Consider the following 25,608-nt stretch of genomic DNA (forward strand, 5'->3'; position numbering starts at 1 on the left):
CAATCAAGGATGAAAAATTACCAGTTTCGTATAAGTATACTGGACGGCTTTAGTGGCCCACTGGCTCAAATGAGTAGCCGCTACATGCAGACTATTGGCCGATGGGAGCGGATTACTCGCAATTACAACCGCATGTTTGGCGGCAGCTTTCAATCCATGTTTGCCCGTGCCTCTCAATCGGTAAGCGAGCTGACTCGCAAACTCAATGGACTTTCCGGTAAGCGGGAAGTAAGTATTGGCACCAGCATGATTAAATCGGCTATCAATCTGATGGATGTATTGCTAGGCAAGAAAAAGCAGTTTGAAAGTTCGCCAACCAATAGTTCTGAAAAGAAAGGAGGCTGGTTGGCGGGTCTGGCAAGAGGAGCATTACCCGCTTTGGGTGTAGCGGGTATTATGGCGGGAATAGGCCAGTTCGCTGGCGCTGGCATGAATGCCGAGCAAACCAAACTGGCATATAGTCAATTTGCAGGAAAACAGGCAAAACCCCTCTATGAAGGACTAAACAAGTTCGCCAACGATACGTCCTTTTCCAACGAGGAAATTTTGCAGGGAGGCCGCACGATGCTGGCCGCTGGTTATGACCCGCAAAGCATTGTACCGAACCTGAAAATGATTGGCAATATAGCCGCCGGAGCCGGGAAGAACTTTGGCGATCTGGTGGGAGCCGTTGCCAAAATCAAACAGAAAGGGTTTGTCGATGGGGGTGAATTGCATCAGGAGTTTGGTGGCACTCCCTTAATGGAAACCCTGCAAAAGAACATGGGTGTCAATGGTGAACAACTCTTTAAAATGGCCGAAAAGCACCAGATCAAGTATGACGATCTGGCTAGGGCCATGATTTCCATGACAACAGGCGATGGGATATTTGCGGGTTATCTGGAAAAGGATATGGCTACAGCTAAAGGCAAGCTATCGACCTTTCTGGGTAATGTTCAGTATAAAATCCAGCAATGGGCTGAACACTTCAACCCCTACCTAGGTAAGCTTTTTGATTTTGGCACGCACTTAATCGACCAGATTGACCCAGCCTTAGCCAAACTAAAGCCTATTTTTGATGTAGTCGCAGTGGGTCTAGTCAAACTCTGGCAAGCAGCCTCCCCGGTAAAGGTATTACTAGGCGAACTCTGGCAATTTGCCGGAAGGCTTTGGGCTGGCTTCGTCGGTCTAACAGGAGGGACAAAGGGACTTGAAACGGTCTTTCAGGTATTGGCCGCTGCCACATCAGTAGTCTCTCAGGCTCTCAAATGGACAGGCGAATTAGCTATGTGGCTGATTGAGGGGCCAATGGGAGGGCTAATTAAAACCATTGGCGGTGTCACAGCAGCACTATGGGCGGTTAATGTTGTGGCTACCATGAATCCATTCGGGTTGATTGTAACGGCGGTCGGTGCAGTGGCTACAGGCGTAAAGTGGGCGTGGGACAATGTGGAGGAATTTCGCTATGGTCTAATAAAGCTCTGGGAGGTCGGCAAATCGGTTTTTGGTGGACTCGGAGCCGCATGGGACGCCCTAAAAAGGCGGGATTGGTCGGGCGTTAAAACGGCCTTATCAACGTCTTGGGAAAAGGGGCTAGCCAATGCCGAAAACTCCATCAAGCTAGACAGGAAAGCCCGCGCAATGGGACTGTCACAAAATAAACCAAGTGGACTTGGGCCTGAATCATCGGGCGCACCCAGAAAATCAAGCGGCCTTATGGGTAGTAGCGGTGGTGGCTCTGTAGGTGATTCGGCGGGTTTGTCTTCCACAACTGGTGGCACAAAATCGACGACCATCAATATTAGCCTCAATCAATTAGTACATACCATCAATATCAACTCAGCTACATTAAAAGAGAGTGCTAGTGAGATGAGGGATATACTAATTGACGAACTGACGAGGGTGCTCAATTCGAGCAATGCCATTCCTAACTAAAAAGGAAGAGTACTAGCCTAATACATGCTGGGCTAGTACTCTCTGTAAGTCGTAGATATTGACCTGCTTGTTAAACTTCTTTTCAATGCTGGTCTTGAACTAGCTCTCTAAAATTGGCTGAATGTAGCACAAGGGTATCATTAGCCGTTACGCCATTATCGAGTATATAATCACGCAATACCTTGATTGTAACCGGACTCCCTATGCGTACTGGTTCATTGATTTCCATGGGTTAGACTATCTTATGTTAAATTGAAAAAATACCTTTTATATCATCATTGCTTTTGCTTTAAGAAGTAAAAGCTTCATGGATTTGGCTCAATGGCTTGGTTAGCAAAGGTTCAAAATGCGCTATTCCGACTTTTCCGTTACCTTAATCACAAGGGTATCCTTAATTGGTATAGGCAAATTTCTACCAAATATTATCACCCTTACCTCAATCTCTGCCCCTATTAACTTAGGACCTATAACTAACCGTAAGGGCACATCAAATATATCAGTAGGCTGCAAGTGTCTCAAATCCCCAATGTGTTGCCTGAAAACATAATCACCATTCTGTTCTTCATACTTGGGATAATTTAATTCATCATGGCTAGCTGGCCTTATTCCATGACTAAGTGTCTCTGCAATAGACCGATATACTGGTTTCCTATAAATCTTATCAGCAATATAAAAGCCTTCTTTCTTAGGAGTACGTATCTCTACAGTAGCGTCTTCAAGATAGACTGTCCCCTCGTTTAAAAGTGTTATATTAATTTTAGCAGAATGCTTCTCGAATAATTCATAGCAATCATCATCCTTATAGGTTTTATTGATATTTTTTAGGTTTTCCAGAAGGGTTTGTGTACTTCTTTTTTCATAGGGCGAAGGTTGGCCGAAAGGGTCAGCAAAATCAAGATATGGCTCTCGCAGTGCTTCAATCCCAGGAAATAACATTTTCTGTATCGCCCGGTCTGTTCGTTCCTTTTCTTCTTTTTCTCGTCTAGCTAGAATAGCCTGAATCTCGTCCGCTTTGCGTTGGGAGGTGAGTTTTTGGGGTACATTGGGTTTTAAACACAGTTCTTTATTGAGGTCAGTTCCAGAAAAATAACAGGTAATAGTATGATTAAACGCGTCCTGTTGTTTTCGCTGCTCAAACATCTTATCAATATCCTTTCGCATTAAAGGAAAGGTGGCTGTTCCTTTTCGTATGAAACTTTCTCCGGGCCTGCGCAATTGCTTGTCAGTGCCGAACTGCTTTTTCATCATGTACGGCTTATCAGGGCTGGCTGGAATTTTAAGTACACCAACAAGCTGATTTCCCTTGTATTTATGGGCATAGTAGTCGATACGTAGATCAGGTTCGATATTGTCTAGTATAAGTTTCTGATATATGGCTGAATCGAAAAACTGCTCTTCTATTGGGTGAATGGCAAAAGAACCGTCGCTACTCTTTTTTACACCCACGATTATTAGCTTGTCACCGTCGATGGGGGCATTGGCCATCCCAATAACATCTTTTAGCAACTCGTAAAAATTTTCCTTTCGATACTGAATTGCCTTAAAGTCAAGGCGGGTGCTCTCATTTTCAAACTCGATCAGATCATCTATATCCATGTTAACTCTATTTTGTCAGTTGTGGGAGTAAATGCCGAATACCTTCCAAAATCAGGGGTACATAGGCACTACTGGCTGCGTCTAATAGTAGACTTTCAATTATTTGCATGGACTTGCCTATAAGATCAAAATTGGGCTTATCCTTATTGGCCTGTTTTTCAAGGGTTGCGACCTGTAAAGCGACCTGCTCTTTTATATCGGGCTCAATATCGGTAGCCTCTTGAAGTTGACTCTTTATTTGCTCAACCAACTCTTTAATAGCAGTAACGACCTGCCCTGATGAGCTAATTTGCTGGGTATTCTGATTACCTTGAACGACGTTATTTTGATTGCCTTTGGTTTGGTAATTAGTACCGAACGTGACATTTTCGGCGTGAACGTGCCCGATGGTATGTTCGAGAATACGGTTTACCTTGTCTTGGTTATTCATAACTGAAAAGTTAGTATCAGTCCCTAATTCATCGCTAAGCACTAATAAAAACTGTAGGAGATTGGTTTTGACTTGTGACAGAACTGCCGTTATCGTAAACTCTGAAAGTTGAATCCAAGCCTTTTCAATGATCCAGCCATCATATAATTTTTCTAACGCCTTAAGGATGTGAGGGCTTAGGTTGAATGTTAAATAGGACCCATGGTTATCACCTAATGGTCTTAATATTGATTCCAGACTTGCTACTGTTGACAATAGCGGATAACCTTCCTGAAGTTTTACTAAATACGGATGAGGAGATCCTTGGAAATGTAAGCTGGCCCTTCTAGTAATAATCCCGCCGTAGGTGGGTTGAGCTAAATTACCCCATATTTCCAGTCCTACAAGCCTATAATCAGGTAGTAACTCTTCTGAAGCATACCCATTAAGCTCACTTTCAACCCAAGTTTTTAGCCTGTCATTCTTAAGCTTAAAAGAGAGAACCAGAGTTTTACGCAAACAGTCTTCTAGGGTTTTATCCTTATCGGTCAGGTCTCGAATAATTCCATCAATCCATTCCGCAATTTGTTCTTTGTTCATTAAGTAGATAGGGTATGGTTTACCTGCAAATTATCAAATTACCTCGTTGGTTGGGTAACAAAATGGCCTCTTTATTAATACGTGTAGCTACACGTATTTCCCTCGACCTGCCCTCCTTTTTTTTCGGTGGCTTAAGGGCGGGTCTTACCAATTTATTAATCCGGGTTTGCCCTCCTGTTTTTCGCCCTGTACCTGTCTGACCTTTGCTCGCACGCTTAATTATTATCCTGTTTCAAGGAGACCAAAGCCCGGACATTTATAAGGCGGCATTCCGTCTGTTACGACCGATGGACACGCCCAACCGAATCTTGTAAGCATTCTAGGAGCCGAGGATCGACTTAACAACTAGACTGATTGTTGTCATGACTGCTAGACGAAAAGAGTAAGAGGTTTGATTTGCGTCTAACAGGGTGTCGCGGTTGACTGGATCGCCAAAAGCGAAACTTGTAACGAAAAGACCGACTTGTTACCGACCCCTACGTGAAGTTGCTTGATTATTGTCCTGTTTCGACAATGCCGAAAATGAGACTATTGCAAATGCGTCTTAGCGGTATCGCGGTCAAGCCAATTGTTGAGGGCGAAACTTGCCCCAAGATTAAATGCATCTGGCTTGTTAACGGCCCCTATAAGAAGATGCTTACTTATTGTCCAGTACTGGCAAGGCTGAAAACTGGACAATTGCATCTGAGTCTACTAGGGTGTCGCGGCCAGACATGCCAGAGCAACCGAACATTGAACAAAAAATAAACATGAAAAAGAAGCTGAAACTCCAACCGCAACAAATGCAAAAGATGACCAATTACAAGACGGCACTCCGTCTGTTACGGGCTAACGGCAAGCCGCCAACAACTTGTCCACGTTTAGAAATTAAATGGCCGACTATACTAGCCAACGCTTTAAGACAGATTTACCCTTCTTTTTCTTCCAACAGCCGTTCGTACGATTCAAGGGGCTTTCTGTTGAAAGTAAATCAATTCGTTCTTAGCTGGTTAATTTTTTACGTAGTTGCATCTATCTAGCCATAATAATAGAATATAATCTATTTTTATGGCTCATATTTTATGATAATAATCTAAATTTTATTATTTATATTATTGATAATCAATTTTTTATATACTTATACGTAGAGTTAACAGTTTGTAGTATTGTAAAATATATTCTATTTAATTACACTGATAATAGAATATATTCTATTATTGTAATCCAGTCCCCTACTCAGAGGACTAATAAAAATAATCATTTGCTAGTCTGTGCTATTGAAACGGTCATGAAAGGAAAGCTAAAACACGGAGATCAGGCGCGTATTGCTGAGATAACAGGCTTTACGCACGACTATGTGAAGAAGGTTATGCAGGGTATTCGGCATAACAAAAAAATCCTAGAAGTGGCCGAACAAATGGTAGCTATTCGTGAGCAATTATCACAGGAAAATAATCGGCAAGAAGTCCTATGAAAAAAATTGCCGAAATATGGTATGTGCCTCTTGAAGAGCTAGTTACTCAGTGTTACATCTCTGAGGATACGATTCGTACAGGCTATAAACGAGGTTCGCAACATTGGCAATCAATTGTCGATCCTGCTGATCGTCGGCGTCGCCTGATACGATACGACACAATGGCTACTAAATACCAATCGGTCGTTCGCCGTGCGCTTTGCGGTGGTCTGGAACCTTGGGAAGTTGCGACAAAAAAATCATATGAAGTTTTGAGTGAACGGTACAGTTTACCAGAGCTTTTAGAGCAGGTTTTACAGGATGGCTATCGGCGTTATCTGGGTTTGTACCCAGCCAGCGACACCAGCCGGGACGCTGAACACTCTCAAAAGAGCCTCGCTCGTGCGGCTGCTGTGGTTGAATTGTTGGGCGCGTATATACGGGAGCGTGAGATAAAGGAAAGTAGCTATGCACCCTACGATGAGGCTATCAACTGGCTTGAATCAGACGGTAATTATGAGTTCTATTTTCCTAAAAAATACCTGCCATGCCACCGTGTACGGTTAAAGGAAAAGGTAGTACAACGATTCGGTAAGCCTGGCGTCGATCCGCAACCCATCACGGACGTGATTAAGCTACCCCGTGAGGGTAATAAGAGCCGGGATAAATTCAAGTCGGACGAAGAACTAAATGCCTGGCTAGTTATCGCCAGACTGGAAAGCGGGACACCTGATCAATACGTGGTGCGTAAGATTCAGGAGGTTTGCCGGGTGGTTGGGCGTGAGGTTCCCTCAAACTCATGGTTCGTCCAGGCGATCAATGACCCTAAGATCAGACGACTAACCGCCGATTCACGGCATGGGGTCGGTACGAAACTAGCGGGTCGGTATAAGCATTCGATTTCAATGGCTCGTGCCATGTATGCGGGTGACTGCTGGATGATGGACGCCACACGGGTGAATTTTATTGCTCATCAAGCCTCGAAAACCAGTAAAGAACAGGCTTCGTTGTTCGTTATCGCTATCCGGGATGCCTATTCAGGGGACATTGTAGGGGTGCATTTTGACACAAAAGAAGACCGTTGGGGCTATGCAAACGCCCTGAAAATGGCCGCAAAATCGACGGGCTATCTGCCTCATACGCTGGTTTATGACCGTTTTCCGGGGCATATCACCGACGAAATGCAGTCAATTTTAGGAGCAATGGAGCGTAAAGGTGTGCAGCTTATTTGCACACATAAAGCAACAGGTAAAGCCCTCCTGGAGCGTTGGTTTGATACCCTTCAGACTGTGTTTCTGTCCAGGTCAAAATACTATTACGGGCAGGGGATCACCTCTACCCGCACATACGCCCACCGTTCGCCTGAACATCTGCTGAAGGTGACCAAAGAAGCCAAACTGGAAGGCTGGGACTTTGATAAAGCCTGGCAAGAGGCATGGAAACGGATTGAAGAATATCGCCAAACGCCTGTAAGCTACTATTCTAAAAAGCATACAGGTTTGGACATCAGCCCGGCCACGCTTCACGCTCAGAGTGAAAAGCCGAACGTCATTCCAATTGAGATTTGGGAAGAAGCTTCGCTGTTCTGGATGACCAAAATATTCAAGCTGGAGCGGCCTGTAATTCGCCAAACAGTTCATGGTCAGGAATATGAATATCATATCTACGACAATGAGCTGATGAATCGGGAGTCTATCGCGATCCGCTATGAAGAAGCTGACCCAACCCGGATCATGCTGTTCGGTGTCGGTGTGGATGGGCGGGTGTCTGATCATTGTTTAGGGGAATTGGAGCATTCGACAAAGATTACCATGTACGGCCCTGGCGCTGAAAAATCACGGCTGGCGGGTCGAATGGAAAAGATTGACCAGTTCCAGGATCGTGATAAAGCGGAGTTGGAGCGGATCACCAGCGCGGCCACCTACAGCCCGGAATACCTGCTTAGTATGAATCGATTCCTGCCCAAGGAGGAACAGGAGTCCAACGAATCCAGGCTGATCTATGCGCAAATGGGGCTAGTGGTTGAGTCGGAATCCCATCGTCCTGCCAACGCCAAAGACAAAACGGCCAAACCCAAGCCCCTGCCTACCTCGTCGGAGGTGCCTGATACGGCGGGATGGATCAATAAAAGCTTTTACAACCAATAAACCTAGTGAGAAAATGACCATGCAAACCCAAGCGGCTACGTTAGCCCCCATCCAACCACCCAAGCCCGAACCCACGCTGTATAAGGTTCTTCGGGATCATTCATTAGGCGAATTGCAAAATCAAGACGCCGAAACACTACGGGCTTACAAAGCCATTCTAGCGGCCAAAACGGAGGAGATCACCCGCCGAATGACCACTACGAACCTGTTCATTACGCAAGTCGATGATCTACGCGCTGATATACGTTGTTACACGATGATTCAGACCGAAATCGACGCTTATCTGGCGCGTGAATTTCATTCAAAATAACCGTTTAAAAGCGATTTAAACGGCATTTAACCCCCTAAAACCTCTGAGAAAATGGTAACGGAACAGCAAAAACATCAAATTGCCCGGCTCATTGAGTTGGAAGCCGAACGGCAGGGTAGTTGGCAACGGGCGGCTACCCGGCTGGGTGCTAATCAGGTGACCTTGCGCTATAACATGCAACAGCCTGAATTATGGAACAAGGTCAGTGAGGCCATGTGGGTCAAAGTGGCTGGAAAGTTAGAGTACAATCTTAACGATGAAGGCTGGCACCTGGTTAAAACGCAGAATGTCAAAATCATGATGAACATTCTGGACCGGGCGCAAAATGAGCAACTATTTATGGCGGTGAGCCATCCGGCTGGCCACGGTAAAACGGCTGGGATTCGCATGTATCGGCAGGAAAAATACGGCGTCTTCTATGTGGAGTGCGAAGAAAGCTGGAGCCACAAACGATTCGTGCAAAAGCTGGCTGAAGAGTTGGGTATATCGGTCGAACGCTATAGCGTCTCTGAGCTTACGGATATGATTGTGGATGTGCTTCGGGATAAGGCGTCTACTACACGTCCCTTGCTAATCATCGATGAAGCCAATAAGCTCAAACCATCATCGCTTCGTCTGTTTATTCCCCTGTTTAACAAACTTCAGGATCAAATCGGCATGGTGCTGGTTGGCGCTCACGATCTCAAGCGGATTATTCTAAACGGGGTTCGCCGGGATGCGCGGGGGATGGATGAACTAGCTTCCCGGCTTGGTCGCTCGTTTGTGGACCTTCAGGGGATTTTTGAGCAGGATGTCAAGGCGATCTGTAATGCCAATGGTCTAACTGATTCAGCGGCCCAACAACGGATTTGGCAACGGCTAATGCCAACCCGTCAGGAAATCAATGGTAAATACTATTGGGTAGCAACGCAGGATTTGCGTGTGTTGAAACAGGCCGTAAAACACGAAAAAGCGACGCTTCGGCTGGCAGCTCAGGGTAATGATGGGAAGCTGAATCCAACAGAAATGGAATCAGCGATGGGGGGACGGGTTGTCGAACTGGCCGCATGAGAACGCTAGGGTTACGGCAACGTAAAAGCCGGAAGTTGACTCCCCTTGAAATTCAGATACTTGCGGGGGGGGGGGTAATTTCCCTGACAACATGGATCGGAACGCAAAAACAGGCAAGGTTATCCGCTTCTACGCCAACGTTAAACCGCGTGAAATTATGGATGATCTGACCATTGAAGACCTGAAAGCGGTTGGTTTTGTGCCGTATCGATACAAGGGAACCAAAGACCCTGTGACCCTTCGAACTGTCCATGTAGAAGACCCGAAACGCTTGGTTCATGCCAGCGTTCCGGTGGCCGCAACGATCCAGGATGCCAGCTATACGGAGTATCCCTATCCAGTGATTCGCTATGAGGTTGGCTACGGCTGGGAGGCCAAATTTGGTGCGATCCGCTATAGTCTACGCAATGAGAAGGAGCTGCACGCATTTATGAACGCATTCAATTACCCACTTACATAATTAACCCCTAAAACCGCGTCAGACGGTCAATCCTGACACTACTGCAATGAGTACAAAAACGGTAAGTACCAAGCTTAAAAACAAGCTGACGATGTTTCTGGCGAAGAAAGCGCAAGCCGCTAAACTGGAAACGGAAATGAAGGAGCTAAAGGTTGAGATCGACTCCGAACTTGACCTGATCGCTAAGAACAACGGCTTTGCGAACGGGAAACTAGGATTGCCAGGTGTGGCTATGGTGTCGGTTACGATGAATCCGGCAAAGCTGGTTTGGAGTGATGGCAAGGCGCTTAGTGTAGCGGATCGGGAAGGGTTGGCCCTGCTACTTCCATCCGTGTATGTTAAGCAAGATATTCGTGTTGCTGAACTGGCGAAAGGTGTTGGACGTGGGCTAAATGAAGCTCGAACGATCCTGAACGAAAAGGGTGTCCGCGTTGAGCAGGATTCACGCTACGACATCAAAGCGGCTTGAGTTATGGCAACCACCTTTGATGCCACGTTTTTCGATAGCCTGTCTGATAATGTGTTGAAGTCGCTCTTTCTAATGGCGAATCTAATGGCTGCTCCTGAAGTTGAGCACCTGACAAAAGCTGGTCGAGAAGTCTTGGGACTCAACACCTATCAGATGCAGGATTTCTTCAGTGAAATTAACGAGGCAATGGAACGACGATATGGCGATGTGCCAGGCTACTAAACCAAGATGATACGCTGTCGATTTTTTAACTGTGACGGGTCGCTTGGAGACGTCTTTTATGTGCCTGGCGAAATCCCCCCCCCTACAAATGAAGGGCCAAATTCGGATGATAAGGAGGAAACGGCTACCCTGTTAGCCACTCTGGATCAACTACTAGACAACTGGCAGGAATAAGGCTCCTGCAACTCCCAACTCTTAGGTTTTTGAGCGCAAAATCTGAGGCTGAAATGGTTCAGTCTCCTTGCCAAACTCATGCCTAAAAACGTCGTGACAGCCGGAAAATAGCGGCAAAAACGTAGTACTTCCTGTTTGGGGTAAGCAGGAGTCAAGTAGTAGGAAGGGAACGTCCAGGCCAAGTTTAAGCAGTCTACGATTGGCTGATAAACTCAACTCCAGGCCAGAAGGTGAAGTGACAGGGCGTCTCGCTATGTAAATCGGTAGGTGTATAGTCACTACCAGTTTCGCACTGGGTAAATGCCTCCAGACCGTAATAGCAAACTCTTCTCTCATCGGGTTCGAGTCCCGGTACTACGGCAATGGCAACGGTGCCAGATAACCAAGTCAAATCGTCACATGGGAAACAAAAAGACTGCCACTAAAGAAGCACCTAAAGGGGATGTGCTGGAATTAAAATTCCAGTGTACCAATATCCAGGATATTGGATTTGAGGACACGTATCAGGAGCGCGTATCACTCTCTATCGCCATTGGGGATAATCCAGACGGTAGCGAGAATATTAACAAAGTCCTGTCAGAAACGCCATCGGGGAGTATGCAAGTGTTGGTAACGAATGACGCATGGTCGGGCTTCTTTGAATCGGGCCATGATTACTTCATTACGATCACCAAAGCGCCCTTAGTGGAAACACCCTTAACGTAATCATCAGGTCGGTCGGCGGCCAAAGATTCTTTCGTATCTCAACCGTCGGCCGACAATAAAAACAAAATATTCTATGGCAACCATAACACTAACTAGGGTGCAGGGTGCGGACAGCCAGCCCCAAACCATCGACCCGCAGCACGTCCAGAACGTGACTCCATCAACCCGCGAAGGGTACGCGTTCGTTTACCTGCCATTTGGGTATAAGATCGAAGTACAGGGATCAGTAGAGGAGATCAAACAGCTAATCGAAGATGCACGAAACACAGCACTTTGACAGCCCACCAACGGCCTACGAAATCCAGATGGCAAAGGTTGTTTTGCGTCGAAAGGCTAACCATCAGAAGCGGATCGTTGACAAGTATCTGGAAATGGTTGCGCTCCTGGTAAAGCACGAACGAAAAGCTACCCTGTCGATCCAGTTCAATCAGAAAGGTATAATGTGGGTATCGCTTACGCAACACGACTGTAGTTCCTTTATGCTGTATGGTGATAGCGACTGGAAGGAGCTAAAGGAGGGTTTTGAGTTGATCCAAAAGTATATCGTGGACGGGGTTCTGATACCCTATTATTCAATGTATGATAAACGATTAAACCATGAAACGCACGAATGAACAAAACACGAAGTTTCACGCGCTGGTAGCGTTGCGGAAACTGGACAAAGAGGATAAACAAGCCCTCGTCCTGGAATGCTCAGGTGGTCGGGTTTCATCAAGCGCGGACATGACGGTGGAAGAAATGGCCCTGGCCATTCAGATTCTGGACTCCGAGCAGACCGCCAGCCTGAAGAAAATGCGAGCGAAGATCATCAACATTGCTCGTGATATTTTCGATCTGAAGCCGAAGGATGACTGGAAACAGGAGCATTACGATAGGCTGAATAAGTTCCTGATTAAAAAGTTCAAAGCTCCTTTGCATAAGCTATTGTATCGCCAGCTTATCGACGCATGTACGGCAATGGAGTCCTGGCACTCCAGCGCCATGAAAAAGATAGTTAACGACCTTTTAAACGGCATTTAAACCATGATTATACTGTATTTGCTCTGTGGCTTTGCCCTGTTTATGCTCTGTTTGTTCTTCTATGCCCTGGGCCATGCTCGTGCCTGGAATACCTGGCAGGATGCCACCAAAAACGAGAAACTGAGCGCGGAAGCTCGTAATAAACTGGCTGGTTTGTGATGGCCTTCAAACTGAAACTGTCGCTAAAAAAAGGGGAAGTGGTTGCGCTGACTCGCTTTCTGGCCACGGAATTAGCCAGGGTGCCAATGGATGATTTAAGGGCGAATCCTGCTGATTACGTGATTATGTCAGCTATGTATGAACTCTATAGCAAAGTGAAGGAAAAAGCGGAGAACATCCGGCTTTTTCCTTCTAAGCGAAAAGGCGAACTGTACAGCATCACCATATCCCGAACGCAAGCCCTGGCTATTTGCTGTGTACTAGTGGATGTACCCGATCAGGGCAATTCTTTACAAACCTACGAGGCCAATTTTATCACGGGACTGATCGGCACCATCCATCAAACATTTTTGATCTGATACCAAACAATTTATCTGTTTTTGAGATGCATCGTTTTTGTCTATATTTAGCGTTACTTCTGTGCTGGCCCTTATTCGCCCACCGTAACGCTACTCAGACCTTGAAAAACCTTCCTGCTGACACGGTAGCCGTGTCCAATGCGGAACGCCGGAATCAGGCGATCCGTGATGAATTTGCCAGGCAGAAAAGCCGTGGTGTGCAATCCCGCTACATCATTATTGATCTGGCGTACCGCTTCTACCTGGAAGAATCTACCGTTGAAAGTATCGTCTGGAAACGGGGGCGCTATGGCGCTTCGGTTGGCCCACGAACCCGTGAGCTGGTGGCTGCATGATCCAATATGTTCTCAATCAACCCAAACCCCTACCTGTTCCCCCAACAGGAAAATACGAGGTTATGAAGAAACGGTACTCTATTACGTCCACGTCCTTCGAAGGCGAACTGTCGTTCTGTTACAACGAGGAAGGCATATTGACAGGCTTTTTCAACGATGCGGATTTGTCAATCGACCATCTGAACTACTTCCATAAAAACTTTCCAGTCGTCGAAAAGCTACTGGAAGCAATGGCGGGAAATAGTTCAACGCTGACGATTCGCTTGACGACTCAGGAAGTAACGTTTGACCAGTTCTGGGATGCCTATGGCATGAAGATCGACAAACAGGATGCTATTAAAGCCTGGGAGAAGATGAGTGAAGAGGATCGCATTCAGGCATTTGAGCGGATACCCTCGTATAACTACTTTCTGGCGATCCGCAAGAATCAGGAAAAAATGTACCCGGCAACGTATCTGCGTGGCAAATGGGACAATGACTATAAGGCACTGGCTAAAGCCATCAAAGCGTAAAGTATACGTTATAGGTTGTAAAAAGCCTCACTGGATTCCAGTGAGGCTTTTTTGTGACCTGTGAGAAATTGATAGGCAAAGGTAATCAAATGCAGTTGACCAAAATATCATCGATCAACAGGCTTCTATCCGTATCGGAACTGCCAGCTACCCAGTTGTTCAGGTTGATAACGATAGCCAGGTGTGTAGCCCAACTAGGCGCTTCGATGCTGTCTTCACCCGTACCGATCAGCGTCCAGTCGGTGGCTGAGGACGGGAAGGTAACTGTAAAATTGGAATGGTATTCCAGCCGGGTACACGACGGGAATCCACGTGCATCCAGGCGGTAACCACCAGCGTACATAAAACTGATGTAATTATCTCCCCCCACCACGCCGGGTTTTTTATAATAGAATGCGGCTATAACCCGGCTTTTGTGGACAATGGGAACAAATACCGTTGCCGTACAAAGGGAGCCTGGCCCGTATAATTTTCTGATGCGTAAGCACTTGCCGGACCTGCCCCCACTCACCTGATCCAGGGTGCAATTGTCATCGGTGAAGCGGTCAGTTTGCGATGCGGCCCCCTGGGTTCCCTGGGCAATCCAGTCGTCAAGGATCGTGCTGGCTTCAAAGCTACCATCCAACATCAGATTAGCCCCATCGGAGGCAAACAGCGTAGAGGTAGCATACTGGTAGCTGTGAATATTCGTCAGCTTTACAGCGTCCGAATTGGCCAGTCGTCCAGATGATGCCAGTAGGCCATTGATATGGACATTATTGACCCTTAGTGAGGTGCCTAGCGCGGGGTTGATAGCTGAATAAAAGTAGTAATCCGGTTTGGGGTTGGTGGCCAGATCACCCGTACAAATGATCTCACTACTTTCAATGCTCAGGTAAGCCCCGTTGTTATTATCAACCCGGAATGGACGAGTAGTAAAGCCTGACGATTCGTAGTGGTTCAGGTGACCATAATAGCGCCCTTGTTTCACCCAAATATTGTACGTCTCAAAATCGTGCGAGCAATTGCTTTCGTAGGTGTCACTGTTCGGGTTGTCGATAGTGCAACCTCCTCCATTGTAAAAGTTGCAGTTTTCAAAGGCGTTACGCTCCCCGCAATTGGTGCCGCCTTGCACCTCGTAATGCTCGCTATTCCCCAGAAATCGCAGTCTCGAAATTTGACCAGATAGGTATTGTTTCCAAACACCACACCCCGACCAAAATAGTGAACGTTGAGTCGTTCGAATAGCAAATGGGAAATGCCGGGTTCAATGGATCGGTTGAGATACAGACAGTCGGTGGTGCCAGCTCCTGACGGCCCGACCAGTTCCAGTCCGCTCATAACCTTTAAAATGCTCTGTCGGTAGGGCGATCCTGATGCCGTATTGGTAATGGTTATCGCTACCTGCGTTCCGCTCAGGGTGCTACTACTCCAGGTCAGTACTGCGTTATCACCTACGATCTGTACCTTACTTATGTCCAGGGTAAGTGGCCCGGCAGGTGTCCAGGAGCCTGCCACGTAAAGGGTTCGGCCTAGTAGGGCGGCTGCTGACAGGGCGACTTCGATGGTGGAAAAATCGGAAGCTGACAGCCATGTTTTGGGCACGTAGCGCCATAGGCAAGTGCTGTCCGAATGGGTTAGGTAAACCAGCCCATCGGCGGTGTTACTGCCTTTGCTGACTTTCTGGTAACAACGTCCATCGACGGTTTGCAGGCTGGTGGCTGGACCTGTATAGGCGGTCAGGCTGGCGTTGTCCATCATGACCGCACCGACTAAATGCGGATCAATTAGGGTTTGTCCTCCTGTTGAATTGCGTGATACTATTTTCATCCTACGGTGGGTTAAACAAATGGCCGAACCAGTAGGCCCGGCCATTTGGCTTGTGAGTAAATCAGAAAGTTAACCGAGTTCGGCGGCTTCCTCGATGCTGACCATGAGTTCGGTAGCAGATTTGGCCACGCCTACAAACTGAACGATCTTACCCGTTCCGGTTGTGGGCGGGGTGGTCGTAATGCCGCCAGCTACGGTGTCCGACAGGTAATAGTCCGCGTCAGGTGTCAGGCCCGATAGACCCCCCAGAACTCCATTGTCAAAATAAACAGTAACGGCATCACCCGTAGAATACGCCTGGGTAACGTACCCAATAGCTTTGGTGCCCTTCGCGGTTGCTACTGCTTTCCGCACTTTGTAGCCTGACGAATTATACAGGTTGACGAAACCAACTGTCAGCGATTCGGTAGCGGTGGCCGTGACGCTAAGGATGCCAAAACCGTTCGGCATAAGGGATGCGTCTAGTCGGCCAGTGGTGGCATCGGTTGCGACCAGCTTGCCGCCATCGGCAGAACCGCTACTGGAGGTAATACCTTCGATAAATTTCTTACCCCCACCAGCTACGAGGGTCATAAAACGTTGGATTGGATTTGGCATTTTGAATTGATTTACGGTGGAAAAATTGATTAAAAAAACTCACAGGGTAACCGGATCGTCCGGGCGAAGTAAGAGGGTACTGCTGTTAATGGCCTTGCCGAGCGTCTGGAGAATCCGGCCCGTCGATAGGTCGGGCGATGAGGTCAACGCGCCATTGCTACCCACATGGTAAACGGCTCCAGGCGTCAGGTTCCAGCCGGGTACGTTGACCAGGCCATCGGGCTGAACGACCACGAACTGTCCCATTACGGCGGATGTCTGGGCGATTCCTGCCAGGGCGTAGGCGTGAGCCGGATTGTTGATATTATACTTATAGGCTACTCCGTTCACGTTGGCCACGGCGGTGCCTAGTATAATGTTTTCCCCGATGGGTAGGATCAGGATTTCACCCGTTCCGCCAATGGAGCCGGAAAACACGGAATTGGCAATGGGTTCGTTAGGCTCCAGATTGACGACATTCGGGGCTTCGGGTTTTACGTCGATGGTAGTGGCCATGATCTAAGAATTTGCTGTTTCTTCATTCGGTTTTACCCGAATAACGATATTGGGAAAGCCGCCGTTGATGGCTGTTAGTGCTGCCTGTTTCTTGGGCAAACTCAGAATAGCTCCAAGTGTAAACTCCATTTCCTGTTGATCGAAGAAATCAACCAGCCAGGGGCCAGCAAATACGATGGTTTCCAGTGTCCCATTCAGTACAAACGCGTTTTCAAACCCCTGCGCTTTCCAGGCTTTCAAGGCTTCTTCGTCGAATCCTTCGGGCACTGGCTGCATGTGTACGTACGTCAATCGCCCTTCGGCTTTACCTGTATCATAGGGGCCATCGGACGACAGATTGACATGGTATTCAGGACGCTTTTTCACACTGCCTGTCGAGATGAGGTAGGCTATGTCCTGCTCTGAAAAGTTGTGCCAATCCGTTTTCAGCAGAAAGGGGTTGGCGGCAAAGTAGTCGAGTAGTTCGGTTGTCATTAGTTGGATGAGGTTATGAGAAGGCTACACTCGATTTGATCGTACCACCATCGTTACAGTACCATTTGATTGTGCCTGATGTGGTGTTTTTCCAAAGGATTGACTTACCTGAAGGAAGGTCTGTCGTTGTAGGGTCTGCGGAACCGGATGCGAAATTGAAACTCATGGAGCCGTTGACCTGTAATTTGTCGCGGGTGTTGTTGGTCGTTGTGTTGATCATTAGTTCACCACTAACAGCGAACCGCCCCCATTCCGTAGCTGCCTGATTATCAGCATTAGCCGACGCAATGGAGTTGAACGTCAAATCTCCTGATGTGGTTGGCTTAACAACCACGCCTTTCAAGCCTCTGGTGCGAAACGTAGCATTACCAGTACCTGCCTGCGCGAAAAAGGCGAGAAATGGATTGCCTGTAGTCGATTCATGCCCCAGCGTCGCCAGGTATCCCGTCGTTGGATGCCCCCACTCAAAGTCGTTCGCATTCGCGTTGCTATTCTTGCGTGCAGTAATCAACGCATCTGACTCGGAAGCTACCGTTCCTGGATTAAGCCTGCTTGGATTGCTCCACTCCGCATACACGTTCGTGCCATCGCTAAACAGCCTGATTTCGATTACACTGCCCGATGCCGTAGGGAATGTGGGTGTAGTCGAATTCGGCCACTTCCAGTTCGTTCCGAAACTAAGCGTATGCCCTGCTCCGCCAATCGTTACCAGTAGTATGCCCTGCTGACCAAAGCTGAGTCCAGTCGGATTGGCAAACGTACAGTTCCCCGATGTGGTGACGTTAAAGACGTTGATCGCTGTTGACCACGCCCAACTGATGCTACCCGATGCGGACGAATTCGTGGTCGTCGTGACCGGGTTGCCGGTAATGGCTATATCGCCAGTGCCAGTAATTGAATTGCTGTTGATCGTCTTAAACGTTGGCGTACCTGTCAAATCCGAATAAGCACCGGTGAAGGCGACTGTTTTTAGATCCGTCAGGAATTTAACCACCTTGCCCCATGCTGTTAAGAGGCTATCCGTATCAACAGGCAGTACCCGCGACACGGCTGCAACAAGGCCCGTCAGCAGCGTAGAACGGACGCGTGTTTCGGTAAAATACTTGTTGGTGCCGCCTTCCGTCAGGCTGTCAGTCGAGGTTACAGCCGTTGCATTCGACGCAATACCATTCAGCTTGTTGAGTAGCGCCGTGGTGAAATCCTCTGTGGATAACCCTTTGCCAGTCACCTTATCGACTTTGCCCGTTAATGCAGCCGTGATGGTGGCCGCAAAATTTGGATCGTCGCCCAGTGCATCAGCCAGCTCCTTTAGTGTATCGAGCGTACCCGGTGCCGAATTGACCAGATTGTTAATTGCTGTACTAATCAGCGTGTTTACCTGACTGGTCGTACTGTAGGGTGTCAGGTCGTTGGCCGTTGCGCCTGACTGAATCCCGTTTAGTTTATTGAGGAGTGTCGTTGTGAAATTCTCCTGAGAAAGCCCCTTGCCCGTTTCTTTATCCTGTTTTCCTGACAGTAAAGTCGTCACCGTCGTTGCAAAATTGGGGTCGTTGCCCAGAGCCGCTGCAATCTCATTAAAGGTATCCAGTAGGCCCGGTGCTCCACCAATCAACGTATTGATGGCTGACTGAATGGCTGCATTCATCTGACTGGTTGTACTGTATCCAGCCTGTAGGGTTGTTAACAGCACATAGCTTGTCAGTAGGCTATTTACCTGTGTTTTGGTGTAATAGTTTTCCAGGTTGGTTTCGCCTAGTTGCGCATCCTGGATGAGTTGGGCAATAATGTCCTCATCCATTATCGGGATTGGTTCACCCGCGTCAGACGTAATATAGCCTTTAGCGAAATCGCCTGATTTGACCAGATAGATCGTGTTGGGATCAGGCAGGTCGGGTAGGGCTAAAACTTTATTGATTCGTATCCGCATTACCATTCAATGTTATCAAGTTCGCTAGGTGCTTCATCGTCATTCAGGGTAAAGCTGGGCTTGACGATAAACCATCCTCTAAATACATTTTCCATCGCACTACCAGCAATCTCCACTAGGTCATACTGGTAGCAGCCTGTAGGGATACCCATTTGGGCGGGTGTTTTGAGTAGCCGGACCGCTCTAGTCAGAATGGTCAGGCCGTGATCGACCGCAAAGGATAGCAAAACCGTGTCATCCCGTTTCTTGACGGTCATCTTGTAATTTTTACCTACCGTATCCCGATTTAGATTTACAGTTAGATCAAAGGTTCGGTTGGCTGGACATTCAATCGTGAGTTCGGCGGATTCGTCCGTGTTGATGAGGTTCATCGCTTGACCATTGAGAGTTTAAAGACATACCGAAACAGAAAGAAGATTCCGGCCAGGATCAATAAGGCCAGCATGATCCAGAAACCTTTCTTGTACCAGGACGAAACCCCGAAGGTGGCGATAGGTGGGCAATTGGCCTTGATTTCCCGGTAGATCGTATCCGGCTTGCATTCCGCCTTGACAGTGGTTGTTCTGGCATTACGGTCCACGGTCAGTCTGGCGCGTCCCTGCTGGAACACATCATGGATCACAGTCGTGTCGGTGCGGTAGCCCTTCGCAATCGAATCACCTGGAATGATTACCGTATCGCGGACAACGATGTGGGTAGAGTCTTTTGCCAGGTGGCCAAACTTGCGAAGGGCTTTGTTGTAGGTCATGCAGCCCGAAACAAAAATGGATAGGGCAAACAGGAGTAAGAGGTTGACCAGGATCAGGCCAAAGCGTTCAGTTTTCATGATTCATTGGGGTTTACAAGTTGCGGATTGATTTTTAAGCTGACTGTTTTGAGGCTGTAGGTGCGTTCTTTCTTGTACTGGACTAAAAAGGTCTGTTCGACCACATAAAAGCTGTCTACCGGATAGTCGCGGTATTTGGTGCGGGACAAAACGCCAGGCACGTTCTGAACCGCATCATCGATGCTATCACCTAGCTCCAGTGCCTTCAGGTTTTCAAACAGGAGCGGTTCGGTCAGGTGGGTCTGGGCAGGTAAGCGAAGTACCAGCTTTACGGTTACGGTGCCATCGCCTATCTGAGCCCGGCTACTGCCCTGGCTCCAGGTGATTTCGGAATTGCCAATCAGGATGCCCGGTGTAATGATGCTGTTGTACCGCTCCGGGTCGTCTAACTGCCCTTTATCCAGGTCGAACCAGCGAAGGACTTTGACCTGTTTTTTGATCGCTTCTGCGATGGTTGAATACGATTTAAACATGGTTTAAATGGCCTATAAGCATTATTGGAAAATCCGGTCCAGGGCTTTTTCGAAATCTTTTATAATCCCATCAATAAGGGCTTTGGATTCGCCCATGAACTGGCGCTGGGGCATCCCGTCCAGTCCTTCGTTATGGCGCTGGGCGTAGGCTTTGTCCGAGCTAAATACAACTCCCTCGCTGTCCTCTTCACCTGTAACCGAGCGCATCAGCTCACCCGTGTCGTAAAGGATGCCAGGTAAGCTGCCGTTCCGTCTTCGCTTCTGCTTTTTCCGGGCCTCGCTGATGTCTGGCCACTTCTCCAGCGTTTCGTCGGTGAAGCCTTCATTTCGAAACGAGTCCTTAAAATGCTTCACCCCTTTGACCCGAATGATGGTCCGGGCTTTGGCCTGGAGAAACTGCCGGGCGGCTTCGGTTCGGCGCTGAAAATCCTCCGGTGAATAGTTACCCATTGCTTGCCAGGTCTTCGCCAGCCTGGTCGATCTTCCGGCGCTGGGCGTCGCTCAGATCGGCACTATAGGGATGGCTTTTGCTAAAGAGTTCGCCCGTGATCCCGGCATTGTGATCTAATCCAGGCTGGGGGGTTGGACTGTTAGCCGGAACAGGGGTTGGGTCTTCGTCGGATTGTTCGACACCGCACTGACAGTTAAAGGCGCTGGGTGGATAATGATGCACCCAGAACGAATCATTAATCGGTCTAACCACGCCATAGTAGGGCTTATGCTCATCCCTGGGCGTTGCGGCCATTGAGGGCAGATACTTCAGGTTTGGATACAGATCACTATCGGCCTCGTATTGCTGCCAAAGGCTGGCACTACGCGCCGAAGCAATGGCGGTCTGATATTCTACCTTCAACCAGACATCGTTATAGTTGCCAACGACCGCTTTAGCCAGGCTTCTGAACTGTCGCCAGGTGCGCGTCTTGCCGTTGTCATCAGCCAGCAATTTCGCCAGGTCTTCGCGCTGTCGGTAGCTCTTTCGGGCCGCAAACCAGGCACCCGATTTTTTTAGCTGCTGGGCAAAGGCATGATTGGGTTTACCGTATTCAATTCGCCCATAGCCTTCATCTACCGCCGTGGCCAATGATTCATAGGTGATCTTGAACAGGTTCGGTTCAACCAGTCCGGTAAAGCCGTTGAATATATTTTTCAGCGCATCGACAACCAGCCGTTTGATGTTGAGGCCAGGCAGACGGAAACTAGCCAGTTCGACATGACCGTGGTTGTGGGCCTGGTATAGCCTGGTAATAGTGGCTCCGAAATCGGCTAGGGGTTCGGAGCCTGCTGAAAATTTGCCTTCTCTTTTTTGGCTGGCTTTGGCTTTTTGGCTGGCTTGGTGGTTGGCTCCCCTTGCTGTTGCTGTTTGGCCTGGTCTGCTGGACTTACCTCGTCGTCGGATTCGTTGACAAACTCAACGTTATATTCTTGTTTAAAGAACTCCTTTTTTAGTTTTCCCACTTTGGTGTGGATGTCTAAATCCATCGCCAGACGGTCTTTTTTGGAAATCTTGGCTTCTTCCTCAATGAACTCAAACTGTCCACCTTCCGCGTCGAAGCCCTGGGCGATCAGCATGGCCACACCCTGTTCGTTGAGGTACGACAAGATATGATCCTGGTCGTCCTGGGTGATGTTGTCAGCTACCCGCTCGTGTACTTCGCCCTGGCTCTTACTGCTACCGTCCTGGGTGGTCATGGTCTGCCCAACGATGAGCTTGGACATGCCTTTGTCCAGGTAGTCAGCCAAACCAAAATAGGTATCCTTCGCGCCAGTCTTGCCCGACGATTCAATAAACTCCACGCTACTGCCGTCCGGCATGGCTACCCAGGCCGAGCTACCCAGATTCGCCAGCGCCTGTTCGACCTGCGTTTTTTGGGCAGGATCAAGCGGGTTATAGGTGCCTTTGCGAAGGGGTTGGCCAAAGAGTTCGTTGAAGGTTGCCCAGTCGCTCACGTCCCCACGCTTGAGTAGGACCAGGGGAACCGCACTAATCAGTAGTCCTAAGTCATCTTCCTCCCCAACCGCCAGATATAAACTGGTATAGGGGGGTTGGCTGTAGTCAATGCCCGTCTGATCGTACGGCGTGGCAACGACCAGGTGTTTGCTGGGAACCACGTGCGGACGGGGAACCAGGCTGGTCGTTTGTCCTACGAAGTCAACACCTACTAGGCTATAGCCATAGAACCGGGCGTCCAGGATGTGTTTAAGCAGTTGCCGGAAAAAGCGTTTATGGGTTAACCTGGTAATGGCTTCGACATCTTCCCCATCCCGTTTAAAGACCAGCTTGGTTCGGGTGGTGGCTAGTCGTCGCTGTTCCATTACTGAACGCAGGTGTTCGTCCAGGGTGGCATCACTATATATATTATAGAGTAGCCAGCGAACCGGATGGATAACCGACTCTGCCGATACGATGGCTTGCCGCCAGTTGTCGAGGGTTTTCCGGCTTCTGTCGATGGCTCTGATCTGAATCGAGCGGTCAACGATTTGCAGAGCCGTAGAAGCTTTTTGGGTTGTGCGTTTTGCCATAGCCAAAATGGGCGATTTAAGACACGATCTATCTTTGGTGATCGAATGGGCGCGGGAATAATTTGATTTTAGTTAACGAGCATTTAAACGGGCAAAATGGCACGTCAAACCAGTGTTGGTCGTCGGGGGGTGCTACCCCATCCGATTTCACTGCCTGTTGTGGCTGTGTCGTCAGGAATTGGAGCGGCTACACCGGGTAATTTAATTCGTCCATCGGCCAGCATTTCCAGTAGCTTTGCGGCCCGCTCACATGATTTGGTAATCTTGTCGGGAATCGTTTCAAGGGGCTGGTAGAGGTAGCAGATAGCAATCGTTTTAGCGATCTGAAGTAAAAGCGCATTTCGGTTTGCGCCCGTCTTCTCCAGTTCAGGCCGGATGTCATAGCGGCCTACCAAATGGCTTTCAATTTCGGATTCCGCCGTGACCAGGTGGGTCAGGATGATCGTATCATCGTAGCGGGTAATCATGTCCACGATCTCCGGCATGACCTGGGTCATCAGGTCGGCTTTTTGTAAAAACATAATCGTTAGTATTTAGTGGTACGTCGGTTGCCTCCGCTGGTGGCAGGGGTAACGGTTCGGACTTTTTGATTGATGATGTAAATGCCGCCTTCGGTCGCATCGGGTGCGTCGTCATGCCCAGTGGGGAAGGATAGAAGTTGATCTTTCCAGTTGACAAAATGCTTGTTGCCTTTGAGTCGCTGGCTGATCCGAAAGCAACCCAGTTCAAATAGGGGTTGCAGGTTGGCTTCGATCCGTCCGGCTTTGTCGGGCTTCTGGCGTTTGTCTACCTGGATCGGGAGCATATACCCACGGTTTTGCCCTTCGGTCTGGTATTCTTCGATGTGGCTATCCTGCATTAGACCGCCTTCGATGAAATGATAGATGATGCTGGCTCCTTCGCTCAGTAGCCATTCATGCATATCATAGTGCGCTTTTGCCATTGCGGTCTTAGTGGCCTGGGCAACCCAGCAATCCAATAGGTCGCGATACTTGCCCAGTGGCCCCAAAGCAACGATGGCCTTGTAGTCGTTCTTCTTGGTATCCTTCCAGGAGGGGTCATTGTAGGTAACAATAAACGGGTAGTGCGCCAGGGGCGGGGTTTTGATGTAGGTCATCCACTCGCTTTTTATGACCTTGCCCGATACGATGAAAATATGGAAGAACTCGCGCTGGACCATTGCGTAACGAATCTTGCTCCATTTCTCTTCCAGCATCTTGCGGGTATACCGTTCTTTCCAGGCAGGTACACCCGCTTCACTCTGGTCCATCTGGTGGGTCTTGGGATTCTCCAGGGCATAGACCTTGCAGTGGTAAATGGCTGGTTTAACCGGGTCGCCTTCTTCGACATCGCCTACCAGGTGCGCCAAAACGGACTTTCGGTGAATGCGGTTCCCTGCCACGATAAACCGGGCACCCAGGATAGAGAAACAAGGGAATAGGGCACCTTCCACCCAGTTGACCGTCTTTTCGACCCGGTCTTCATTTTCAACCAGCTCATCGTCGTCTAAATCATCGACAACGCCAAGGTTAGGCCGTTTTTCGGCATTTCGTAATCCCCTGGGTGATTGCCCACGGCCTAGCGCCCAGAAGCCAGCGCCATCGCGGGTTGAAAATTCTCCTTCTGCCCAATCGCCAAAACTGTACTGTTCACCATAATCATAGATATACCGCTCGTTGTGCTGGAGTTCGAGCTGTAAATCAATGAGCAGGCCAATAGCTTTATTCTGATTTGAGGAGACAACGATCATACCGTCTAATTCCTCGTTGGCCTTCAGAAATAGCGGAATCAGGACATCGGCAAATACCGATTTGGAGTGTTCGCGCGGCCATTCCAGCACGGCGAAAATATTTTTATCGGCAATGATCCGTTTAGCGGCCTGTTTATGAAACCAGCCAAATGGAGCCGTACAGTAATGCGGTAAATAATATTGGCAGAACTGAATGAAATCACCTCGAAGCCGCTCTTTTCGGGCCTCTTTAACGGCGGATGGCTCGTTGATCGGAACATCAGACGTTTTCTTGCTAATGACCTTTGTCCGGGCATCAATATACTCCTGGAAGGCTTTTTTCTCCTGGGCTGTCATACCGTCATGGTTTCTCGTTTCGTGTTCAGAAAATCGTCGGTATGCGGAACCAGCGCCTTGGCTAAATCCGGGTCTTTCGATGCCAGGTATTCTAGCAGCTCACGGATAACCGTTACCACGTTTGCCCAGGATAGTTCCTTGCCTTTGACGGTAGCGAATAGTTTGGACAACCCATCGACTTCGCCTTTGTCGATCAGCTTCAGTTTGCCAGCACTCCGGTATTCTTCCGTTAGCTGGCGAAGGGCTTCAAGCTGGTAGTCGATTAGAAACAGAACGTTGTCCTGGATGGTCTTTTTGATAGCCATGCCGCTGGCTCGTTCATCCCGCCATCCCCCCTTTGTTACCCAGTTGGAAACGGTCGTTTCGGACACGTCGAGCGTACGGGCAATCTCAACGTTGGGCACGTTGAGCATAAACAGCGCCTTGCCAGCGCCCATGATTTTTTCCTGATTGCTCATTGATCGTACGGTGGTTGGCCTTGTAAGCCACGATCAAAGTTGCCGCAAACCCCTGATTTCAAAAAAATGA

Annotated in this window: 34 protein-coding genes; 16 read left to right on the top strand and 18 right to left on the bottom strand. The window is 48.5% G+C overall.

The window, feature by feature from the left end; all coding sequences use genetic code 11:
- Nucleotides 1-9 precede the first annotated feature (9 nt).
- Nucleotides 10-1,914, top strand: a complete 1,905-nt coding sequence (locus B5M13_RS28765; RefSeq protein WP_080058940.1) for a tape measure protein — start codon at nucleotides 10-12, stop codon at nucleotides 1,912-1,914.
- A 351-nt stretch (nucleotides 1,915-2,265) separates the two neighbouring features.
- On the opposite strand, the gene B5M13_RS28770 is transcribed toward B5M13_RS28765, so the two are convergent.
- Both B5M13_RS28770 and B5M13_RS28775 read right to left on the bottom strand, forming a co-directional pair.
- Nucleotides 2,266-3,510, bottom strand: coding sequence for an AlbA family DNA-binding domain-containing protein (locus tag B5M13_RS28770; RefSeq protein ID WP_080058941.1), 1,245 nt, complete (start codon nucleotides 3,508-3,510; stop codon nucleotides 2,266-2,268).
- 7 nt (nucleotides 3,511-3,517) lie between these two features.
- Nucleotides 3,518-4,519: an AbiTii domain-containing protein gene (locus B5M13_RS28775; RefSeq protein WP_080058942.1), complete on the bottom strand. Its 1,002-nt coding sequence runs from the start codon at nucleotides 4,517-4,519 to the stop codon at nucleotides 3,518-3,520.
- A gap of 1,267 nt (nucleotides 4,520-5,786) precedes the next feature.
- On the opposite strand from B5M13_RS28775, the gene B5M13_RS28785 reads away from it, so the two are divergent.
- The 7 genes from B5M13_RS28785 (at nucleotide 5,787) to B5M13_RS28815 (ending at nucleotide 10,609) form a co-directional block, all read left to right on the top strand.
- The gene (locus tag B5M13_RS28785; protein WP_080058944.1) at nucleotides 5,787-5,972 is read left to right on the top strand and encodes a hypothetical protein; all 186 of its coding nucleotides are present in this window, start codon (nucleotides 5,787-5,789) and stop codon (nucleotides 5,970-5,972) included.
- A complete protein-coding gene (locus tag B5M13_RS28790; protein ID WP_080058945.1) occupies nucleotides 5,969-8,098 on the top strand; it encodes a hypothetical protein in 2,130 nt (709 codons plus the stop codon). The genes B5M13_RS28785 and B5M13_RS28790 overlap by 4 nt, the downstream gene beginning before the upstream one ends.
- Before the next feature lie 13 nt (nucleotides 8,099-8,111).
- Nucleotides 8,112-8,408 (top strand): hypothetical protein, encoded by a 297-nt coding sequence (locus B5M13_RS28795; RefSeq protein ID WP_080058946.1) that lies wholly within the window; start codon nucleotides 8,112-8,114, stop codon nucleotides 8,406-8,408.
- Between the two features lie 51 nt (nucleotides 8,409-8,459).
- A complete protein-coding gene (locus B5M13_RS28800; protein WP_080058947.1) occupies nucleotides 8,460-9,458 on the top strand; it encodes an ATP-binding protein in 999 nt (332 codons plus the stop codon).
- A gap of 91 nt (nucleotides 9,459-9,549) precedes the next feature.
- Nucleotides 9,550-9,918 (top strand): hypothetical protein, encoded by a 369-nt coding sequence (locus B5M13_RS28805; RefSeq protein WP_080058948.1) that lies wholly within the window; start codon nucleotides 9,550-9,552, stop codon nucleotides 9,916-9,918.
- A 46-nt stretch (nucleotides 9,919-9,964) separates the two neighbouring features.
- Entirely contained in the window at nucleotides 9,965-10,387 is a 423-nt protein-coding gene (locus tag B5M13_RS28810) for a hypothetical protein (RefSeq protein ID WP_080058949.1), read from the top strand.
- A gap of 3 nt (nucleotides 10,388-10,390) precedes the next feature.
- A complete protein-coding gene (locus B5M13_RS28815) occupies nucleotides 10,391-10,609 on the top strand; it encodes a hypothetical protein (RefSeq protein ID WP_080058950.1) in 219 nt (72 codons plus the stop codon).
- Between the two features lie 367 nt (nucleotides 10,610-10,976).
- Here B5M13_RS28815 and B5M13_RS33620 read toward each other — a convergent pair whose 3' ends face one another.
- Nucleotides 10,977-11,174 (bottom strand): hypothetical protein, encoded by a 198-nt coding sequence (locus tag B5M13_RS33620; RefSeq protein WP_155297342.1) that lies wholly within the window; start codon nucleotides 11,172-11,174, stop codon nucleotides 10,977-10,979.
- Between the two features lie 8 nt (nucleotides 11,175-11,182).
- Between B5M13_RS33620 and B5M13_RS28820 the strand changes: the two genes are divergently transcribed.
- From B5M13_RS28820 to B5M13_RS28850, 8 genes are all read left to right on the top strand, one after another.
- Nucleotides 11,183-11,488, top strand: coding sequence for a hypothetical protein (locus B5M13_RS28820; protein WP_080058951.1), 306 nt, complete (start codon nucleotides 11,183-11,185; stop codon nucleotides 11,486-11,488).
- Between the two features lie 73 nt (nucleotides 11,489-11,561).
- Entirely contained in the window at nucleotides 11,562-11,765 is a 204-nt protein-coding gene (locus tag B5M13_RS28825; RefSeq protein WP_080058952.1) for a hypothetical protein, read from the top strand.
- Nucleotides 11,743-12,102 carry a hypothetical protein gene (locus B5M13_RS28830; protein WP_080058953.1) on the top strand — a complete coding sequence of 120 codons (360 nt, stop codon included), beginning with the start codon at nucleotides 11,743-11,745 and terminating at the stop codon, nucleotides 12,100-12,102. Before B5M13_RS28825 ends, B5M13_RS28830 begins: the two co-directional genes overlap by 23 nt.
- On the top strand, nucleotides 12,086-12,508 hold the full coding sequence (locus B5M13_RS28835; protein ID WP_080058954.1) for a hypothetical protein: 423 nt from the start codon (nucleotides 12,086-12,088) through the stop codon (nucleotides 12,506-12,508). The genes B5M13_RS28830 and B5M13_RS28835 overlap by 17 nt, the downstream gene beginning before the upstream one ends.
- 3 nt (nucleotides 12,509-12,511) lie before the next feature.
- Complete coding sequence (locus B5M13_RS33625; RefSeq protein WP_155297343.1) at nucleotides 12,512-12,667, top strand: hypothetical protein; 156 nt, start codon at nucleotides 12,512-12,514, stop codon at nucleotides 12,665-12,667.
- Complete coding sequence (locus B5M13_RS28840) at nucleotides 12,667-13,026, top strand: hypothetical protein (protein ID WP_080058955.1); 360 nt, start codon at nucleotides 12,667-12,669, stop codon at nucleotides 13,024-13,026. Before B5M13_RS33625 ends, B5M13_RS28840 begins: the two co-directional genes overlap by 1 nt.
- 101 nt (nucleotides 13,027-13,127) lie before the next feature.
- Nucleotides 13,128-13,361: a hypothetical protein gene (locus B5M13_RS28845; RefSeq protein WP_155297344.1), complete on the top strand. Its 234-nt coding sequence runs from the start codon at nucleotides 13,128-13,130 to the stop codon at nucleotides 13,359-13,361.
- A 62-nt stretch (nucleotides 13,362-13,423) separates the two neighbouring features.
- Nucleotides 13,424-13,873 (top strand): hypothetical protein, encoded by a 450-nt coding sequence (locus tag B5M13_RS28850; RefSeq protein WP_155297345.1) that lies wholly within the window; start codon nucleotides 13,424-13,426, stop codon nucleotides 13,871-13,873.
- A gap of 85 nt (nucleotides 13,874-13,958) precedes the next feature.
- On the opposite strand, the gene B5M13_RS28855 is transcribed toward B5M13_RS28850, so the two are convergent.
- From B5M13_RS28855 to B5M13_RS28925, 15 genes are all read right to left on the bottom strand, one after another.
- Nucleotides 13,959-14,843 (bottom strand): hypothetical protein, encoded by an 885-nt coding sequence (locus B5M13_RS28855; protein WP_080058958.1) that lies wholly within the window; start codon nucleotides 14,841-14,843, stop codon nucleotides 13,959-13,961.
- Nucleotides 14,840-15,682, bottom strand: a complete 843-nt coding sequence (locus B5M13_RS28860; RefSeq protein WP_155297346.1) for a hypothetical protein — start codon at nucleotides 15,680-15,682, stop codon at nucleotides 14,840-14,842. The genes B5M13_RS28855 and B5M13_RS28860 overlap by 4 nt, the downstream gene beginning before the upstream one ends.
- Before the next feature lie 69 nt (nucleotides 15,683-15,751).
- Entirely contained in the window at nucleotides 15,752-16,255 is a 504-nt protein-coding gene (locus B5M13_RS28865) for a hypothetical protein (protein WP_080058960.1), read from the bottom strand.
- 63 nt (nucleotides 16,256-16,318) lie between these two features.
- Nucleotides 16,319-16,774, bottom strand: coding sequence for a hypothetical protein (locus tag B5M13_RS28870; protein ID WP_080058961.1), 456 nt, complete (start codon nucleotides 16,772-16,774; stop codon nucleotides 16,319-16,321).
- Nucleotides 16,775-16,777: 3 nt separating this feature from the next.
- Nucleotides 16,778-17,248, bottom strand: a complete 471-nt coding sequence (locus tag B5M13_RS28875; protein WP_080058962.1) for a hypothetical protein — start codon at nucleotides 17,246-17,248, stop codon at nucleotides 16,778-16,780.
- A gap of 13 nt (nucleotides 17,249-17,261) precedes the next feature.
- Complete coding sequence (locus B5M13_RS28880) at nucleotides 17,262-19,175, bottom strand: hypothetical protein (protein WP_080058963.1); 1,914 nt, start codon at nucleotides 19,173-19,175, stop codon at nucleotides 17,262-17,264.
- The gene (locus tag B5M13_RS28885; RefSeq protein ID WP_080058964.1) at nucleotides 19,175-19,546 is read right to left on the bottom strand and encodes a hypothetical protein; all 372 of its coding nucleotides are present in this window, start codon (nucleotides 19,544-19,546) and stop codon (nucleotides 19,175-19,177) included. The genes B5M13_RS28880 and B5M13_RS28885 overlap by 1 nt, the downstream gene beginning before the upstream one ends.
- On the bottom strand, nucleotides 19,543-20,001 hold the full coding sequence (locus tag B5M13_RS28890) for a hypothetical protein (protein ID WP_080058965.1): 459 nt from the start codon (nucleotides 19,999-20,001) through the stop codon (nucleotides 19,543-19,545). The genes B5M13_RS28885 and B5M13_RS28890 overlap by 4 nt, the downstream gene beginning before the upstream one ends.
- The gene (locus B5M13_RS28895) at nucleotides 19,998-20,474 is read right to left on the bottom strand and encodes a hypothetical protein (protein ID WP_080058966.1); all 477 of its coding nucleotides are present in this window, start codon (nucleotides 20,472-20,474) and stop codon (nucleotides 19,998-20,000) included. Before B5M13_RS28895 ends, B5M13_RS28890 begins: the two co-directional genes overlap by 4 nt.
- A gap of 21 nt (nucleotides 20,475-20,495) precedes the next feature.
- Nucleotides 20,496-20,924 (bottom strand): phage virion morphogenesis protein, encoded by a 429-nt coding sequence (locus B5M13_RS28900; protein ID WP_080058967.1) that lies wholly within the window; start codon nucleotides 20,922-20,924, stop codon nucleotides 20,496-20,498.
- On the bottom strand, nucleotides 20,917-21,555 hold the full coding sequence (locus B5M13_RS28905; RefSeq protein ID WP_170061212.1) for a phage head morphogenesis protein: 639 nt from the start codon (nucleotides 21,553-21,555) through the stop codon (nucleotides 20,917-20,919). Before B5M13_RS28905 ends, B5M13_RS28900 begins: the two co-directional genes overlap by 8 nt.
- A 182-nt stretch (nucleotides 21,556-21,737) precedes the next feature.
- Nucleotides 21,738-22,994, bottom strand: a complete 1,257-nt coding sequence (locus tag B5M13_RS28910; RefSeq protein ID WP_080058969.1) for a phage portal protein family protein — start codon at nucleotides 22,992-22,994, stop codon at nucleotides 21,738-21,740.
- Nucleotides 22,995-23,098: 104 nt separating this feature from the next.
- Entirely contained in the window at nucleotides 23,099-23,515 is a 417-nt protein-coding gene (locus tag B5M13_RS28915; RefSeq protein WP_080058970.1) for a phage protein Gp36 family protein, read from the bottom strand.
- A 5-nt stretch (nucleotides 23,516-23,520) separates the two neighbouring features.
- The gene (locus B5M13_RS28920) at nucleotides 23,521-25,080 is read right to left on the bottom strand and encodes a hypothetical protein (protein WP_080058971.1); all 1,560 of its coding nucleotides are present in this window, start codon (nucleotides 25,078-25,080) and stop codon (nucleotides 23,521-23,523) included.
- Nucleotides 25,077-25,538: a hypothetical protein gene (locus B5M13_RS28925; protein WP_080058972.1), complete on the bottom strand. Its 462-nt coding sequence runs from the start codon at nucleotides 25,536-25,538 to the stop codon at nucleotides 25,077-25,079. The genes B5M13_RS28920 and B5M13_RS28925 overlap by 4 nt, the downstream gene beginning before the upstream one ends.
- Nucleotides 25,539-25,608: the final 70 nt, after the last annotated feature.

It is taken from the genome of Spirosoma aerolatum (assembly GCF_002056795.1).
In the GTDB taxonomy this organism is placed as follows: Bacteria; Bacteroidota; Bacteroidia; order Cytophagales; family Spirosomataceae; genus Spirosoma; species Spirosoma aerolatum.